Origin of the sequence: Streptomyces sp. NPDC047869 (genome assembly GCF_040704065.1) — a bacterium.
Lineage (GTDB): Bacteria > Actinomycetota > Actinomycetes > Streptomycetales > Streptomycetaceae > Streptomyces.
This window is the reverse complement of record NZ_JBEYRK010000033.1, coordinates 56498-72583: the sequence shown is the minus strand read 5'-3', so window position 1 is coordinate 72583 and position 16086 is coordinate 56498. Positions and strand designations below refer to the sequence as shown.

14 protein-coding genes and 2 pseudogenes are annotated in these 16086 nt (G+C 69.4%); 10 read left to right on the top strand and 6 right to left on the bottom strand.

Annotation, left to right across the window (positions count from 1 at the left end; all coding sequences use genetic code 11):
* Positions 1-53: 53 nt before the first annotated feature.
* The 4 genes from AB0924_RS31645 to AB0924_RS31630 all read left to right on the top strand — a co-directional run bounded on the left by AB0924_RS31645 (position 54) and on the right by AB0924_RS31630 (position 7364).
* A complete protein-coding gene (locus AB0924_RS31645) occupies positions 54-3989 on the top strand; it encodes a CHAT domain-containing protein (protein WP_366913219.1) in 3936 nt (1311 codons plus the stop codon).
* A 207-nt stretch (positions 3990-4196) separates the two neighbouring features.
* A complete protein-coding gene (locus tag AB0924_RS31640) occupies positions 4197-4751 on the top strand; it encodes a hypothetical protein (RefSeq protein WP_366913218.1) in 555 nt (184 codons plus the stop codon).
* 933 nt (positions 4752-5684) lie between these two features.
* Entirely contained in the window at positions 5685-6815 is a 1131-nt protein-coding gene (locus tag AB0924_RS31635; RefSeq protein ID WP_366913217.1) for a pentapeptide repeat-containing protein, read from the top strand.
* A gap of 393 nt (positions 6816-7208) precedes the next feature.
* Positions 7209-7364 (top strand): hypothetical protein, encoded by a 156-nt coding sequence (locus AB0924_RS31630; protein ID WP_366913216.1) that lies wholly within the window; start codon positions 7209-7211, stop codon positions 7362-7364.
* Between the two features lie 165 nt (positions 7365-7529).
* Here the strand turns inward: AB0924_RS31630 and AB0924_RS31625 are convergent.
* The 3 genes and pseudogenes from AB0924_RS31625 to AB0924_RS31615 all read right to left on the bottom strand — a co-directional run.
* Positions 7530-7763, bottom strand: a pseudogene (locus AB0924_RS31625) (SDR family NAD(P)-dependent oxidoreductase); the annotation flags it as partial.
* 227 nt (positions 7764-7990) lie between these two features.
* Positions 7991-8614 (bottom strand): NAD(P)H-dependent oxidoreductase, encoded by a 624-nt coding sequence (locus AB0924_RS31620; protein WP_366913215.1) that lies wholly within the window; start codon positions 8612-8614, stop codon positions 7991-7993.
* Between the two features lie 53 nt (positions 8615-8667).
* Positions 8668-9387 (bottom strand): DsbA family oxidoreductase, encoded by a 720-nt coding sequence (locus AB0924_RS31615; protein ID WP_366913214.1) that lies wholly within the window; start codon positions 9385-9387, stop codon positions 8668-8670.
* 108 nt (positions 9388-9495) lie between these two features.
* Between AB0924_RS31615 and AB0924_RS31610 the strand changes: the two genes are divergently transcribed.
* A complete protein-coding gene (locus AB0924_RS31610; RefSeq protein WP_366913213.1) occupies positions 9496-9936 on the top strand; it encodes a helix-turn-helix domain-containing protein in 441 nt (146 codons plus the stop codon).
* Positions 9937-10460: 524 nt separating this feature from the next.
* Here the strand turns inward: AB0924_RS31610 and AB0924_RS31605 are convergent.
* Complete coding sequence (locus AB0924_RS31605; RefSeq protein ID WP_366913212.1) at positions 10461-11222, bottom strand: hypothetical protein; 762 nt, start codon at positions 11220-11222, stop codon at positions 10461-10463.
* A gap of 284 nt (positions 11223-11506) precedes the next feature.
* Here AB0924_RS31605 and AB0924_RS31600 point away from each other — a divergent pair, with 284 nt between their 5' ends.
* The 5 genes from AB0924_RS31600 (at position 11507) to AB0924_RS31580 (ending at position 14953) form a co-directional block, all read left to right on the top strand.
* Positions 11507-11635 (top strand): hypothetical protein, encoded by a 129-nt coding sequence (locus AB0924_RS31600; RefSeq protein WP_366913211.1) that lies wholly within the window; start codon positions 11507-11509, stop codon positions 11633-11635.
* Positions 11636-11802: 167 nt separating this feature from the next.
* Positions 11803-12510: a metal-dependent hydrolase gene (locus AB0924_RS31595; RefSeq protein WP_366913210.1), complete on the top strand. Its 708-nt coding sequence runs from the start codon at positions 11803-11805 to the stop codon at positions 12508-12510.
* A complete protein-coding gene (locus AB0924_RS31590; protein ID WP_366913209.1) occupies positions 12507-13082 on the top strand; it encodes an XRE family transcriptional regulator in 576 nt (191 codons plus the stop codon). Before AB0924_RS31595 ends, AB0924_RS31590 begins: the two co-directional genes overlap by 4 nt.
* Before the next feature lie 15 nt (positions 13083-13097).
* Entirely contained in the window at positions 13098-14156 is a 1059-nt protein-coding gene (locus AB0924_RS31585; RefSeq protein ID WP_366913208.1) for a low specificity L-threonine aldolase, read from the top strand.
* A gap of 230 nt (positions 14157-14386) precedes the next feature.
* The gene (locus tag AB0924_RS31580; RefSeq protein WP_366913206.1) at positions 14387-14953 is read left to right on the top strand and encodes an ATP-dependent DNA ligase; all 567 of its coding nucleotides are present in this window, start codon (positions 14387-14389) and stop codon (positions 14951-14953) included.
* Positions 14954-15342: 389 nt separating this feature from the next.
* On the opposite strand, the pseudogene AB0924_RS31575 reads toward AB0924_RS31580, so the two are convergent.
* Both AB0924_RS31575 and AB0924_RS31570 read right to left on the bottom strand, forming a co-directional pair.
* Positions 15343-15725 (bottom strand): annotated as a pseudogene (locus AB0924_RS31575) (HNH endonuclease family protein); the annotation flags it as partial.
* A 167-nt stretch (positions 15726-15892) separates the two neighbouring features.
* On the bottom strand, positions 15893-16024 hold the full coding sequence (locus AB0924_RS31570; protein WP_366913205.1) for a hypothetical protein: 132 nt from the start codon (positions 16022-16024) through the stop codon (positions 15893-15895).
* Between the last annotated feature and the right edge of the window lie 62 nt (positions 16025-16086).

Genomic DNA, 16086 nt, shown 5'->3' with positions numbered 1-16086 from the left:
ACGAGAGGTGGCGTCGGGTCGCCGGGAGGCTGCTGGGGGTGGAGGCCGGTCGGATGAATGCCCTGCTGCTGGGGCGGCGGGCGCACGCGCGGTGGCTGGAGTGGCAGAGGGATCCTGGAAATTTTGCACTCCTCGATGAGATCGTGGAGCTGCGGCGGGCGACCCTCTCTGCGGCAGGGGCCGGTCACCCTCAGCTTCCCGAATTAGGTATCCAGTTCGGGAACGATCTGATGGCCCGATGGCGCGCGACGGGTGCGTTGCGCGACCTCGACGAGGCGATCGGCGTGCTGGAGTACACGGCGAGGAGCGTGCCGCCGTCCGACTACGCGCGTTGGATGGCCGGTCATGTGGCTCTGCGGGAGTTGTACGGCACCCGGCATACGGTGACGGGCCATGAGGCTGAGGCTGTTCAGGCAGCTGGCGTGGCGCGTGAGGTGGCTGATCGGGCGCATGTCGACGATCCGGAGACGCCTGCCCACCATGAGGCAGCGTTGCGGTGGGCTGTCGCTGTCGGCAGGCTGCGCGGGGACGCCGAGGGGCTGGGGCGGGTGTTGGCCGAGTATCGGCTCCGTGCTGAAGCTGCCTCTCAGCAGGGCGGGATGCAGGCGGTCCTGGCCTGGCGGTTGCTGAGGCTGTGCGCGGAGGAACGGTACGAGGTGACGAATGATCCGGCTGACTTTCGTCTTGCCTTGGAGGCCGCCGCGCAGACCATCGCGTTCAGCACGCCCGGGACGGAGGCTTGGCACCGGGCTGTCTGGTGGCGCTGCGGCTTGTTGTTCGAGGACTATGCGCGTACCCACAGTGTGCAGGCCTTCGACGAGGCCGCGCGGTTGTCCTCCGCTGTCATCGATGCCTGGCGGCTCGCTCCCGACCGGGCGGGCGGACGCGATGCCGGATGGCTGCCGCTCGCCCTGCGCGGCCGACTGCACTGCGAGCGCTATGCGATCCACGGCGTGGCCGAGGACCTGCACCAGGCTCGCGCGGACCTGAGCGAGGCCTTTGCACATGTCGACGGGACGAACCGTCTCACCCGCGGGGATGTGTGTTACCACCTCGGTGAGGCTCTGCTGTACTGCTACATCAGAGACCCTGCGGATGCGCGACTGCTCGGTGAGGCTGGGCGGCTGGCGGAGCAGGCGCTTGCCGTGGTCCCGCCGGAGCATCGGGACTACGGTCTTCGCCTTCTTCTGCGTTCCGCCGTCCGGCACCACGAAGCTCTGCGAACTGGCGGCATCGAAGCGCTGGGGGCTGCGGTCGCTGCGTACCAGCAGGCGGTGAGGGCCCTAGCCATCGCTTGTCCGGGTGCCCTCTGGAGGGCGCACAACCAGCTGAGCATCGCCCTCATGCAGCTCTACCAGTTGACTGGGGGGAGCGACGTCCTGCACGCCGCGGTGGCAAGCGCCGAGCAGTGTCTGGAAGGCTGCCCGGCCGGCGAGGAGTCGTTCCGCACGGCCAATCTGCACACCACGCTCGGTCAGCTGCTTCGCATGCGTTACGAGGAGGAAGGCAGCGCCGACGACCTGCGCCGCGCCTTGCATCACACGCACACCGCCATCGAGCTGGTGCCCACGGAGGACTCGCCCGAATGGGCAGCCCGCCTGTCCAACCACGCCATCACCGTGTCGTTGCCAGACCGGCCGGAGGACCGCCGGGCGGCGGAGCGGATCCTGCGTTCGGCACTCGACGCCCAGCGCATCCCTGGCTCCACCCGTGCTCTGCTGCACCACAACCTCGGAACACAGCTGCGGCAGACAGCCGAGGCCACTGGGGACAGAGCCATGCTGCGCGAGGCGATCGATCACCTGGAACGCGCGGTCGAGGAGGCCCTGCCGACCGACCTGAACCAGGCCAACTATCGACGGAATCTCGCCCACGCCCTGCACGCGCTCTGGAAGATCACCCGCGAGCAGGTTCTGCTCGACCGTGCGTTCGATGAGATCCAGCAGGCTCTTGCCACCGGATCGGAATCCGCATCCGACCGGCACCTGGTGCTGTCCTCGTACGTCTCTTTCCTCACCGAGCGCTCTACCGAGCGCCAGAGCCCAGAGGACCTGGCGCTCGCGCTCGACGTGGGCCAACAGGCGCTTGACATCACACCTTCAGGGCACCGGCTGCGCGGCGCCTTGCTGACCCAGTACGGCGAGTGCCTGCACGCCTGGTCCAGATTCCAGGAGGATCCGGCGAGCGCCCTCGAGGCTCTGGACTATCTGCGGCAGGGCCTGGCTGCCTATCCGGAAGACCACCCCACCTGGGTGGATCAGGCGCTCTTCCTGGCCGACGCCCTGATGGTGGAGCCTTCCGAGAGCCGACAGATGGAGGCTCTGGAGCTTTACCGGAAGGCCGCCCGGCACCGGTATGGCCGACCCGGGCTCAGGTGGACGGCGGCGCTCAGCTGGGGCCGCCTGCTTGCACAGGCCGGGAACTGGAGCGGCGCCCTCGAGGGCTACGCGAGCGGTGTGGAGGTCCTCCCCCAGTTGGCGTGGGCAGGCCTGTCACGCGAGGACCGGTTGCTGGCTCTGGGCAGTACCTCGTCGGCCGTGTCCGACGCGGCCGCGGTGGCGCTGAACGCCGGCTCGCCCGAGCGCGCGGTCGAACTCCTCGAACACGGCCGGGCGCAGCTCCTCTCCCAGGCACTGGACATGAACAGCGATCTGGACGCGGTGCGGGCGAGGGATGCGCGGCTGGCTGACGAGCTCGAGCGCGTGCGTGGCGAGGTGGACAACGGGCCCGCCGCGGACGCCGGTCGTGACCGTGCGCAGGAGGCGTCCCACGGATGGGCGAGGCAGCGTCGGGACCTGCACCACCGGTGGGAGGAACTGGTGGCCCAGGTGCGCCTCATGTCGGGCATGGGGCGGTTCCTGCTTCCACCGCTCTTCGACGAGCTGGCGTACGCCGGCAACCACGGTCCGGTCGTCCTGCTCAACGTGAGCCACCTGCGCTGTGACGCCCTCATCCTGACCGGTGAGCGGGTGGACGTGCTGCCGCTGCCTTCCTTCAATGTCAGGAAGGCCGAGCTGCGGGCCGACACGCTCGCCAGGCTGCTGATGCGGCAGGAGCCGGATGCGGCGGCCGACGTCCGGTCGTATCTCGCTGATCTGCTGCGCTGGCTCTGGCACACCGTGTCCGGTCCCGTGCTCGACTTCCTCGGGCTGTCCGCTCCCGACCACGCCGATGGGCGCAGCCTCCTGCCGCGTCTGTGGTGGTGCCCGACTGGTGTGCTCAACCGTCTGCCCGTACATGCGGCCGGGATGCTGCCGGACGATCCCTACGTGCTGGAGGAGACCTCGGCACCGATGGCGATGGACTGTGCGGTGTCCTCGTACACGCCCACAGTGCGTTCCCTGATCAGTGCTCGGGCGTGGCGCAACCCTGAGGGTGCCCGGCCGGTGCTGCGGCCTCTTGTGGTGGACGTGGGCCACGTTCCCCAAGTGGCGGGTCTGCCTGATCTGCCCCACGTGGAAAAGGAAGCGTCGTTGGTCGCGGGGCTGCTGCCCGGGGCCGTACGGCTGCAGGACCAGGCGGCGACGCGGTTCGCTGTGCTGTCCGCGCTGACAACCTCCGGCTGGTTCCACTTCGCGGGCCACGGGAAGCAGGACTCCGACAGCGCTGACGGGACGCTTTTCACCTGTGATCATGCGGCCAGCGGCTCGATCCGGGTGGCGGATATCGCCGCGCTCAGGCTGAAGGGGGCGGAGCTGGCTTACCTCTCGGCTTGCGAAACCCTGCGGGCCACCGTCGACCACCCGGACGAGCCGGTGACGCTGGCGGGAGCCATGCGGCTGGCCGGATTCCGGCACGTGGTGGCAACTCAGTGGCGCCTGGACAGCCATCGGGCGAGGCACACGGCCGGCACCTTCTACAGGAGCTTGCTGGGGGACCCGGATTCGGCGGAGGTGGCGATCGCGCTGCACACGGCGGTACAAGAGCTGCGCCGTGAGCGCCCGGGTGCACCGGAGCTGTGGGCTCCCTTCGTCCATGTCGGCCCATGAGGGTGGGTGTCCATCCTCAGCCAACCACGTTGCGGAAAGCATCAGTTGGCTGATGGGGAGGGATAGAGTCCCGCATGGTCCGTCGCCGCTGTTGTCACACTGGAGAGTGTCGCCGTGAACGCATCCCCGCCCCCGCCGACACCTGTGTCCTGGTGGAATTCGCTCAGTCCCACGCGTCGGCGTGTCATCGCTGTGGTGGCGTCGGCCGTGTTCTCCGCCGTGGTCTCTGGTGTGGTCGGGGCCTGGGCGCAGCACCTGTTCGACAGCGATCGCGACGCGGTTCCGCCGGCCGCCTCGCAGCAGTCGGCCGCCACCGCGCCGACGGCGAGCGTCCCGGGCGGCAGCGGGTCACCGGCGTCCCGCCTGGATGCCGATCTGCACTGCGCCACGCGTGCACAGGTACTGGGGTCCGTGCAGTGGTGGCCGTGTGCACGGCTCGGAAAATCGACGGTGACCTTCGGCCTGGTGGCGAGTAACAACGGGGACCCGGCTACGCTTCACTTGCGCTTGGGGTACGTGCGTGCGCAGGAACCCGCATCCTGCGGTCCGACCGACGCAGACGTCTCAGTCGCGGTGGGCCAGGGTGTAACTACCTGGTACACGGTGCCGGGCTGCTCGGTGGACCTCATCCCGGGGGCCGTGCAGGCGGCGGTTCGGGTGGGCGGTCTGAAGGGGGCGTTGTCCACGCCCGCGTTGTCGCCGACACTTCACATCCAGCAAGACGGCTCGGTGATCGACCCGACGCGTGGTGGATCATCCTGACGGCTGTGGGCTTTGGGCGGGCTCCTGGAGCTGGTCGTGGAGTTCGTATCCCGGTCGACGGCGCCCGCGTCCTGCTGGCGCCCGAACGTGCTCTGAGGGGCGCTGGCCGGTTGGTGGGCCTGCGCTGCCTGCCTAACGCGCTGAGGGCTTCGGGCATACATGTCCTTGATTGCCCTGGGGAGCGTGCGGCTGCCGAGCTTGAGCACGGCTGTGTCCCTGTGTGCGGTGGACGCACCGCCCCGCGCCCTGACACGCTGGACAAGATCGCCTCCTGCGCTGCAGTTCCCCGCCGCCTTCTTTGAAGGCCCCGCGCTCGACGAGCTCCCCCTCGAAGGCATCTCGTGGCGGGCACGCAGCAAGACCTCGGCACGTGTACTGGATGCCGTCAGGGTAACCGGAACGCTCGGCGCGCTGCTCTACGACTGGATGCGCGGTGCGGTGTGGGGGGCGCCGCAACCAACCGGCTCGAGGCGCCCGGCGCCCGTGCCGCGCGGTCGCCGGCCGCTCCACCCGGAAAGCAGCCCTCGCCCCATGGGCCAACAGGCACGTTCCGCGTCGTCGTCCGCGCCGACTACGCAAGCCCGTGAGGACAGGAGGCTGGGAGAGGACTGGCCCGTGGTCATCGACCCGGTGCTCAGACGCAGCCAAAGAGCGGCCGTCAGGAAGGGATCCCCCAGGCGGGAAGTCCACCGGGGGCAGGGCTTACGCCAGGCCGGCCGGCACGGCGACCTCGGCCTCCAGTACCCCTGGAACAGGGCGGCGACCAGGCGGGCAAGCAGGCGCAATAGCCACGCAACAGGCGCGTGCGCTGGGAGCGTCCGGCGAGCGGGCACGCTATCCGCAACCATCACAACGCGGTAGCAGTCTTGAACGGGTATGGGATTACGTACGTCGCGGCGCCGGACCGAGCGGCGGGGGCTGCGCCTGTGGCCAGTGGGCCCTGTCCTCGCGCTGACCTTTGCTGCGGCGGTTGTGGTGGCCGCAGCAGTGTTCTACACCGGCTGGGACCTGCTCAGTGTCCATGGGCTAAAGCCCGAACATCGCATCGATTCCACGACGCTGTTCGACCTGGTGAAACTGTCCTTCGGGGTGGTCGCAGGGGCTGGTGCCCTGGTCGCCCTGGTCGTGGCCTACCGGCGGCAGCGCGTGGACGAGGACGGCGCCCTGCGCGAGGCCACCCGCCTGCACACCGAACGCTTCACCACCGCCGTGGGTCAACTGGGCCACGACTCAGCCGCCGTGCGTCTCGGCGGTGTGCACGCCCTGGCCGGACTCGCCGACGACGCCCCCACCCGCGAGTTGCGCCAGACCTGCATCGACGTCCTGTGCTCCTACCTCCGCCTGCCCTACACCGGAGAGGCCGACCTGCCGGCAGGCGACGCGGAAGCCAGACACAACTACCTGGCTCTGCGCGAGGTCCGGCACACCGTCATCCGCCTCATCCGCGACCACCTCCGTCTGGAACCCGAGCACCTCCACTCGTGGCAAGGCCACGACTTCGACTTCACCGGCGCCACCTTTGACGGCGGGGACTTCTGCGAAGCGACATTCTCCGGCGGCACAGTCAGCTTCGATGAGGCGGCGTTCTCCGGCGGTGAGGTCGCCTTCCACAGGACGACCTTCTCCGGCGGCAAAGTCAGCTTCAATGCGGCGAAGTTCTCTGGCGGCGCAGTCGTCTTCTCGGGAGCAACTTTCTCCGGCAGCACAGTCGAGTTCGGCAAGGCGATGTTCTCCGGCAGCATGGTCTACTTCAACAGGCTGACGGTCTGCGACGGGGTACTCAACTTCTACGGAGCGGCCTTCTCCGGCGGCGCGGTCAAGGTCAAGGAGGGGAGGTTCTCCGGCGGCACCGTCAGCTTCCACTCGACAACGTTCTCCGGCAGCACGGTCAACTTCCACGGGACCAGGTTCTCCGGCAGTGCGGTTGACTTCACGGAAGCAGTGTTCTCCAGCGGCACGGTCGACTTCAGGCAAGCCCGCGGTACAGCACCGTCGGGTCTGGTTCCGTCGCGTAGATCGTCCATCCCGACCAGTCTCCTTCTGCCTCGAGCTTGGTCCGGCTGACACAGCTACCGACCGTGACGTTCCTGACCGCTCGCGGCGTCCGCCCGGCTGACGCCCCCGGCCGGGCGCACCGGTGAGCAGCGCGCCTGGCCGGTGCCAGCCGCCACGCGGATTGCTCATGATTTCGCTGATGTACCGCTGAGCCGAGGTCGGGAAGTGCTGGATGAACCAGCTGAGTATCTCCGCCAGGGGCACCAGCTCGGCTCGTTGCGGTGGCGCAGGACCCAGCACTTGCGGATGTTGGGATGACCGCCTGCGGCGGGGCGTAGACCCCGCTCGGGGAGAGGGGTTACCGCCGCGGACCGGCGGACAGCGCTGGGGCCACAGCACCGGGCAGCGCGGGCAGCCGTCGTTCTGGCATTCTGCAGGGGCTGGTTGATCAGGGGGGAAGTCATGGACGAACACGAGCTGAAGCGCGCGGCCGACGTGGGACTGGCACAGCGAGAAGCCGACAAACGCACCGTGGAGCGCATGCAGACCATTGCTCTCCGGCTGTTCTGTGTCGCCTTCTTCCTCGGCCTCTGCGGTTGGCTGCTGAACAAGCTGTGAGTCTGAGTGACGGCTGCTGCTCCGATCAGGCTTTGGGAAGTTGCCTTGATGGTCACCGAGCGCCAAGGCGAACGACTCCCGCAGTGGCTCGACGCCGTCCGCCAGGACGACCTTAAGCACCTCGGCCCACACGGCGGCGTCCATCGTGTCCACGCCCAGGTCCTTGTTGATGAGCTCAGGGCGGACCGCCGCGGCGACGTTGGCGACGCCGTCGAGCCGGCCGAACGCGTCGGTGGCCTGCGCGACGAGGGATTTGATCGAGGCCTCGTCGCGAAGGTCGAACTGGGCGGTCAACAGGTTGTCTGCGAGCGGCCCGGCCGCCTCGCGGGCCCGGGCGAGGCCCTCGGCGCGGGTGCCGCCGGCCACGACCTGGGCCCCCTCGGACAGCAGGCGCAGCACGGTGGCCGCCCCGATGCCGGAACCGCCGCCGGTCACGATGAAGGTCTTGTCCTTCCTTCCACTTTTCTTCTCCTTGGTGATGTGGATCGGGCGCGTTGGTGATGTGGATCGGGCGCGTTGATCTGTGTGGTCGGTTACCGCACGGTGGGCGGCCCCGTCTGGTGGACCCGAAATCCACCGGGCGGGGCCGGGTCTACGAGCGGTTGCGAGCCCTGAGCTGGGTGGCCTCAGGCCGTCAGGGCCGCGGCGTTGCGGCGGGCCAGGTCGTGGGCCTCGGTGAGCGAGGTCTCGTGGAGCGGTACCAGGTGCTTCAGCGGCTCCATGACCGGCGCGTACGTCAACTCGGGAGTGATGGTGCGCACGTCGAGGCCCAGCGCGTCGCCCAGGATGGTTTCCAGGGCGGGAACGACGAAGTCCTTGCCGTGCTGCGGGCTGCCGGGGCCGTAGCCGCCGCCGCGGGCGGAGACGAGGACCGCCGGGCGGCCGGCGGCCGGGGCGTCGGCCGTGCCGAAGGTCCTTCCGGGGATCATGATGTGGTCGAGCCACGCCTTGAACACCGAGGGCATCGAGTAGTTGTACATCGGGACCGCGAACAGGTAGGCGCTGGCGCCCAGGAACTCCTCGATGAGCTCGTCCTGCAGCGCCGTAGCCGCTCGCTGCTCGGGGCTCTGCTGGTCGGCCGGGGTAACACGGGCGGTGATCCCGGTGGCGTCCAGGTGGCCGAGCGGATTGATGGCCAGGTCGCGGGTGACGATCTCTCCGCTCCAGTCCTTGGCGAAGGTGTCGGCGACCTGCCGGGAGTACGAGGCGTCGCCGGAGGCGGAGGAGTCAATGCGGAGCAGGTAGGACATGGTCGTGCTCTCTGTTACGTCGGGGGTGTGTCGGATGGTGTGGGTGGGTGGGTTCAGGAGCCGTGCGTGCCGGGAACGGCGCAGCCGTCCGGGCCGCAGACGCCGCCGGTGGTGTCGACGGCGGGCAGCGGCTGCGCGGCCGGGTGGCCGGCGTCCCATGCCTCGGTCATCGCGGCGAGGAGCTGGTCGGTGCCGACGGCGCCGTTGATGGCGCGGCGGCCGTCGATGACGAGGAAGGGCACCCCCCGGGCGCCCAGGCGTTGGGCCTCGCGTTGGTCGGCAGCCACCTGTGTGCGGTAGCGGCGGTCGTCGAGGACCTCGGCGGCACTCTCGTGGTGCAGCCCTAGCTGGTCGACGAAGTCGAGCACCTCGCTCTTCGTCCACAGCTTGCGGGCCTGCCCGAAGTGGGCGCGGAACATCGCCGTCCACGCCTCGTTGCCCCGCCCCTGATCGGTGGCGTGGGCGAGCAGTTCGTGGGCCAGGTCGGTGGGGCCGAGCGTACGGTCCAGGACGTGGTAGGGCGCCAGGCCCTCGGCTGCTGCCTGCCGCTCGATGGGCCGCAGGACCTGGTCGGCGACGGAGGGCATACCGGCCCTTTCCAGCAGTTCCCGCTGGGTGACGCCTTCGCGCGGCAGGTCGGGGTGGAGCTGGAAGGAGCGGTGGACCAGCTGTACGTCGGCGGCGTGGTCGAAACGCTCCAATGCCTGATGCAGCCGGTGGTCCATCAGCCCGCAGTAGGGGCAGACGATGTCCGACCAGAACTCGATCTTCACGATGGTCAGCTCCCAAAACTCACTTTATGTTCGTAGCCCCACTGTGCATTAGTCTGGCAAGCGTTACAAAAGGCACACTCGTGTGCGTGGTGAAGAGAGGTGACCGTCATGAGCTCGCGTAAGGTCGGAGCAGCGCGTGCCGACGTGCTGCGGGATGTGCGGGGCACGCCGGGTCCGTGCGCGCGGTGGGACGGCGCGGAGACGAACTTCATCCGCGAGATCCTCGACATGGTCGGCGACAAGTGGAGCGTGCTGATCATCGGCACGCTCGCCGAGGGCCCGGTGCGCTACTCCGAGCTCGTGGACGCGATCCCCGGTATCTCGCAGCGCATGCTCACCCTCACCCTCAAACATCTCCAGCGCAGCGGGATCGTGAACCGCGTCGCATACCCGGAGGTTCCGCCCCGTGTCGAGTACTCCCTGACCGGCCTGGGCACCTCGCTGCTGTCCACGGTCCTGGACCTGGCCGCCTGGTCCGCCGATCACCACCGTGAGATCCGCGACAACCAGAGCGCGTTCGACGCCGAGGCGTCACGAACCAAGCGGTGACGGTCGCCTGGAGCACGGCAGGACGGACCGCTACTGCTTGCTGCTGTCCTGCGTGGTGATGAAGCGGGCCGTCGAGCAGTACGACGCCGCCCCAGGCCGGCCGGGCTGCATCTCGCGGGGTCTCCTACTCATCGCCGGTTTCGTCCTCGTACAGCTCGGGCGCGTCCGGGTCGCGCGAGGACCAGGCCGAGCGCGCCGAGCTGGTCCTCCATCCATGCCTGATGGATGGTGCCGCGCTTGGAAGCGTCAAGGCGTCCTGATATTTGGCGGCGCGGCGGGACACCCCGCAGGGCTAGGCAGTCCGGGCGGTGAGTCCGCAGTCCTCAGGCTTTACCCAGCTGACCTTCGCCGGGCCTCTGGCCCACCATCTGGTCCGAAAGAGCACCGAGCGGCCTGACATGCCCCCGCACGAGCATGATTGTTCCCGGTGGTCGGCTCCTGGCTACTCCCCCGATCCGGGGCAGGACACGTTGTTGACCGCCCCCCGCGACTGGAGCGCCGTCCACGCCATCGCCCACGACCCGCTACCCGTACTCCTTCCCCAAGCGCGTGATCTGTTGGCTCAGTTCACGGCCTGCCTTCCCGCCCTTGCCGGTGGGCAGCAGAACCACGCGCACGCCGTCGACGTGCTGCACTGCCTCCTGGCGTTCAGCGGCAACGGGCCGTTTCCCGAGCGTGGCGTGCGGGCGCTCGCCGTCTTGGAGCCGAAGGCTTCCTTTCACCGGCTCATGTTCTTCCTGCACCGGTGCGGCCTGCTCGATCCCGACCATGACGGCACCGCGGCAGTCAGCCCCTCGCTGGCACGTCTGGACGCAACCCGGGCGGATGCCCGGCACCACCAGGCCATCGAGGACAAACTCCAGGGACTCCCCGATACGGTGGCCGAGCAGCTTCGGACATGGATTGTGGTCCGTCGCGGGCAGGGCCGCCGTCGGCATCCTCCAGCCGACTTCACTCGCATTCGCCGGGACTTCCACGTGGTTCTTCCCGTCCTGACCGAATGGGCACAGCAGGGCCTGGACCTGCGGCAGATCACCACTGAGCACGTGAAGGTTGTTCTCACTGGCAGGCAGGGACATCGTGCTCGAGGCGTCCACCACGTTCTGCTCAGCCTCTTTCGCGCTCTCAAACAGGAGCGTGTCGTCTTCGCCAACCCGCTCGCCGGCCTCTCCCTCACGACCCCCGTGCAGGTGCCTGAACCTCTTCCCAGCGACCGTCTGTGCGGACTGTTGGACGCCATCGGCAGTCCGATGGGGCGTCTGGCCGTCGGTCTGGTGGCTGTTCACGCCATCAAGTTCTCCGACGTCGCCCGACTGCCCCTCACCGCATGCGACGTCGCCCCACGCAACCTGGCGACTGCGCCTTCGTGGCCAGCGGCACACCGTCTACCTCGACTCCCTGACACGCCACCTGCTGGATGAATGGCTGCACGCGCGGCAGCAGCGATGGCCCGCCTCATCCAATCCCCATCTGCTGATCACGACACACTCGGCGCATCACCCCGCGCTGTGCACTGCGACGTGCGTTTGACCAGACGGGGATCACACCACGCGAGATGTGGAGGGATCGGGTGCTGGATGAAGCCCGGCACACCGCCGATCCGGTCCACCTGGTGCACCTGTTCGGCATTCACCCCGGAACCGCCGTGCGTTACGCCCACGCCGCCCACCCTGATAAGGCCCTGCCTCCCATCCGCTGAGCCAGCGCACACCATCAGCCCAGATAGGCACCTGTTCCTGTTCCGCCCACGACATAAGCGGCCACTCACACGCTCCCGCCGCCCATCCTCGGGCCTTGAGGTCCAGCCTCGGCTCGGGCTGGATGCAGCATGCATCGTTCGTTATAGTGAACGTAGAGTTCGTCAACTTGAGTGAGGGTGTCATGCAGGTCCCCGCCTACTACGCGGACACATACGAGGAGCAGGCCCAGACCCGAGTCGCTGCCATAGGAGAGCGCGACGGCGCACCGTGGGTGGCGGTCGAGCGCTGTCTGTTCCACCCCCAGGGCGGCGGTCAGCCGGCCGACCGCGGTTGGGTGGACGGTCACGAGATCGCCCCCGTGCGGGATCATGACTCCGGCCTGGTCGTGGCCGTGGCCTGCGGCGAGACGGCGCTGCCGGTCCTTTCGGTCGGGCAGTCGGTCGAGGTCCGCATCGACCTCTCAGTGCGCCTCGCGCATGCCGCCCTGCACACCGCCGGTCACCTGATCGAGGCAGCCGGACGGGCACAGGGCTGGGTGCTGGCCGCCAACAACCACTTCCCCGGCCAGGCCCGGATCGAGTTCACCGCGCCGACGCCCGACGCCCGCCTGGACACCCCGGAGGGCCGGGAGGAGGCCACTGAGGCCCTGCGGACGCAGGTCGCCAAGGCCATTGCCGAAGACCTGCCGGTGACCTGGGAGAACGACGCCGACGGTCGCCGCATCGTTCACCTTGCCCATCTGCACTCGGCTCCGTGCGGGGGAACCCACGTGAGCAGCCTCGGCGACCTCGCCGACGTCGTACTGCCGACGCTGAAGGTCAAGAAGGGCCGCATCCGCGTTTCCTACAGCGCCAGCCACCGGGAGCACTCATGACGCCGCCGCCAGAAGAGCGCCGGCCCGCCAGCAGCACTGCGATCGCGGTCGGAGCCCAGATCCGCCAGCGCCGCGAGCAGCGTGGCATGAGCAGCGCCGAGCTGGCCCGCAGGGCGGGCCTGGGCAAGGCGACGCTGTCGAAGCTGGAGGCCGGCCGGGGAAACCCGACGATCGAAACCCTCGACGCGCTCGCGATCGCCCTGCGCATCCCCTTGACCGACCTCCTGGCCCGCGACACCGACCCGGGGCCGGTGTTCGTACCCGGCACCGATCTGGCCGACGGCGAGGTGGGACGCGAACTGCTGCGCCGTATCAGCAGCGGTAACAGCCTGGAGATCTGGCGGCTTCGCATGCCCCCGGGAACACACCTGGACGGCGTGCCGCACGCGACCGGCACCATCGAACACCTGCTCGTCTCTTCCGGTCACCTCACTGCCGGGCCTACCGACGCCCCCACCGACCTGCACCCCGGAGACCTGCTCGCCTTCGCGGGAGATGCCCCGCACGTCTACCGCACAGGCCCCGAGCCGGCCGACGTCACCGTCGTCATCGCCTCCCCCATCATCAGCTGAAAGACATCCCTCAACATGAGCCTCGCCGCCCCCACCGCGCCCCAGCGGATATTCACCAGCGACAACACCGCCGGCGCCTCGCCCGAGATCGGGCAAGCCGTCACCGCCGCGGCCGCCGGCCAGGATCTGCCCTACGGCGCCGACCGGTTCACCGCCAGCGCCCGCGCCCGCTTCGCCGAGATCTTCGAACGCGACGTCGATGTCCTGCCCGTCTCCACCGGGTCCGCGGCCAACGCCCTGAGCCTGGCCGCCCTCACCCCGCCCTGGGGCAGCGTGCTGTGCCACCGCGACAGCCACATCAACACCGACGAATGTGGCGCACCGGAGTTCTTCACAGGCGGGGCCAAGCTTGTTTCCCTGTCCGGCGACGACGCACGGATCGACCCCGCCCAGCTGCGCGCGGCCGCGACGCGGAAAGTCAGCGACGTGCACAGCGTGCAGCCCTCCGTGCTCAGCATCACCCAGGCCACCGAGACCGGCGCCCTCTACACCCCCGACGAGATCCGCGATCTGGCCCGCATCGCCAAGGACTCGGGTCTGCGCGTCCACATGGACGGAGCCCGCTTCGCCAACGCGGTCGCCGCCCTGGGCTGCACCCCGGCCGAGCTGACCTGGCAGGCCGGCATCGACGTCCTCTCCTTCGGAGCGACCAAAAACGGCGCCATGACCGCCGACGCCATCGTCGTCTTCGACCGCGCTCTCACCCCGGAACTGTCCTTCAGGGCCAAGCGCGCCGGCCAGCTCACCTCCAAGATGCGCTTCCAGTCCGCCCAGCTGGACGCCTACCTCACCGACGGCCTGTGGCTGCGCAACGCCGCCCACGCCAACACGATGGCCGAATGCCTGGGTACCGGGCTCAAGGCCATTCCCGGCGCCGATCTCCTGCACGCCGTCGAGGCCAACATCCTCTTCTGCCGCCTCCCCCAGACGGTCATCGACCAGCTTCTGGCCGAGGGATTCGCCTTCTACCACGACCGCTGGGAGCCGGGCGTCTGCCGCTTCGTCACCTCCTTCTCCACCACCGAGCACGACGTCGACACTCTCCTTGAGGCCGTACGCCGCCTCGCCATCTGACGCTTGGCAGAGCGGAGGCGCCGGGTCACCATCGTGCCGGCATGCGAGGCGGTGGTGATCACCAAGCCCGCACCGTTCCCTGCCGAGCCTGTGCCGGACAAACCCGCCGCCGAACCAGCACAATGCGGCCGCTCGCGCGCGGGTTCATCCCTCCGAGACGACCCAGATTCTGAGATCCTGCCCGCTTTCGCGTTCGATCTGCTGCGGCTGTCCGGGACCGACACGACCGGGTGGCCGTATCGGCGGCGCAGGCCGCGCTGGAGTCCGTGTTCGCCGCACGCCGGCTGTCGGCCCCATGGGTGCTGTGCCCGTCGACCACCGACCCCGACACCGTGCGCGAGTGGCTGACGTGGGCGTCGGTCGGGATGGAGGGCGTGCTGTTCAAACGGCTGGACAGCGTGTACGAGCCCGCGGTGCGCGGGTGGCGGAAGTACAAGGTGCGCGAGACCACCGAGGCGATCGTCGGCGCGGTCACCGGCACACTCGCCGCTCCGCGCACTCTGCTGCTCGGCAGGTTCGACGACCGCGGCCGCCGTCAGTACATCGGCCGCACCACCACTCTCACCCAGAGGGCGAGCAGCACGGTCGCCGGGCTCCTCGCCCCGGCGCGGCGCGGTCATCCGTGGACGGGCTGGTCGTTCTCCGCCGGGTGGGGCAGCCGGGAAACACTGGACGCCACGCTGGTGGAACCGGAGCTGGTGGTGGAAGTCGGCGTCGACGTCGCCCGCGACGCCACCGGCCGCTGGCGCCACCCCGCCCGCTGGCACCGTCCCCGCCCCGACCTTTCCCCCGGCTGACGTCGCCGCCGCGCTGACGGCGGCGGCCCGCCGACGCGCAACCTGCTGAGCGCGCGCCCTGATCCCCGGCCGCGGCCGCGCCGCCCATCCCACCCGTCCCACCATCGCCTACGCCCGCGCCCGTCACGCCACGGCACCGAACGGACGCGCACGGCGCGGCCCCGGCCGGCAGGAGGGCCGGCCGGGGCCGCGGACGAGCGTGTGATCGTGAAGGGCGGTCGCCTACGCGGCGAAAGGCACTGCAGGGCTTCAGCCGAACGATCGTCCCTGCAGGCAATAGGTGAGGCCCGGGGACACTGTCCCCTCCACAACCACGCCCTGCACAACACGGGCCGCCCGGCAGATGTTCCCGCCTCCCCCGAACGAGGCGCGGCGGACCGGACGACGCGTTACCGGGCGAGTGTGACGGTGACCGGCACGTTGGGGCAGCGGCTGAGGTTCGCCGACAGGGCGGCCTCTTCACCGGAATCGATGCTCAGGCCCCAGCGGAACTTGTCGGCGATCCAGTCGGTGACGTACTGACAGCGATACCCCTCGGCGGGCGGCAGCCACGTGGTGGGTCCTGGTCCGCCCTCGACCAGTTCGACGCCGCCGACACCGCAATCAGCGCCCGCGCGTCCCCGAGATCGTTGAGGTAGGCCTCCCGCTCCGCCGGCGACCAGGCCGAGGCACCCGAATCCCACGCCTCGGCAAGCGGGACCAGGTGGTCGATATCCAAGCCCCGCGGACCGTCGATGCACCGGTCGTCGTAGGGGCTGTACCACTCTCCCCCGCCCGGTTCTGCGGAGCCAGGGCTGCGATCTTCGGTTGACCTGCGCACGGTCTCGGCGACGCCGTGGACCTTCAGCGTGGCATGACGGCCCCTGGGCGCGGGCGGGACGCCGAGGGTCGGGGACGAGTGGTCATGCGTCCGGCTCGGCGTCTGTTCGTGAGCGCCACCTACCGTTCGGCGGCCACCCACATGGCGACCCGGTCGGCGATGACGGTGTCGAGGGCGACCGGTTCCGGGGTGGTGGCGCTGTTCTCCAGGCGAAGGCGGGCCAGGGCGAGCAGGCCCAGCACCATGAGCAAGCCGAAGATCCGTTCACCGTCGCCGAACCCTCGTCCCGGTGTCAGTGGGCGGTTACGCTCAC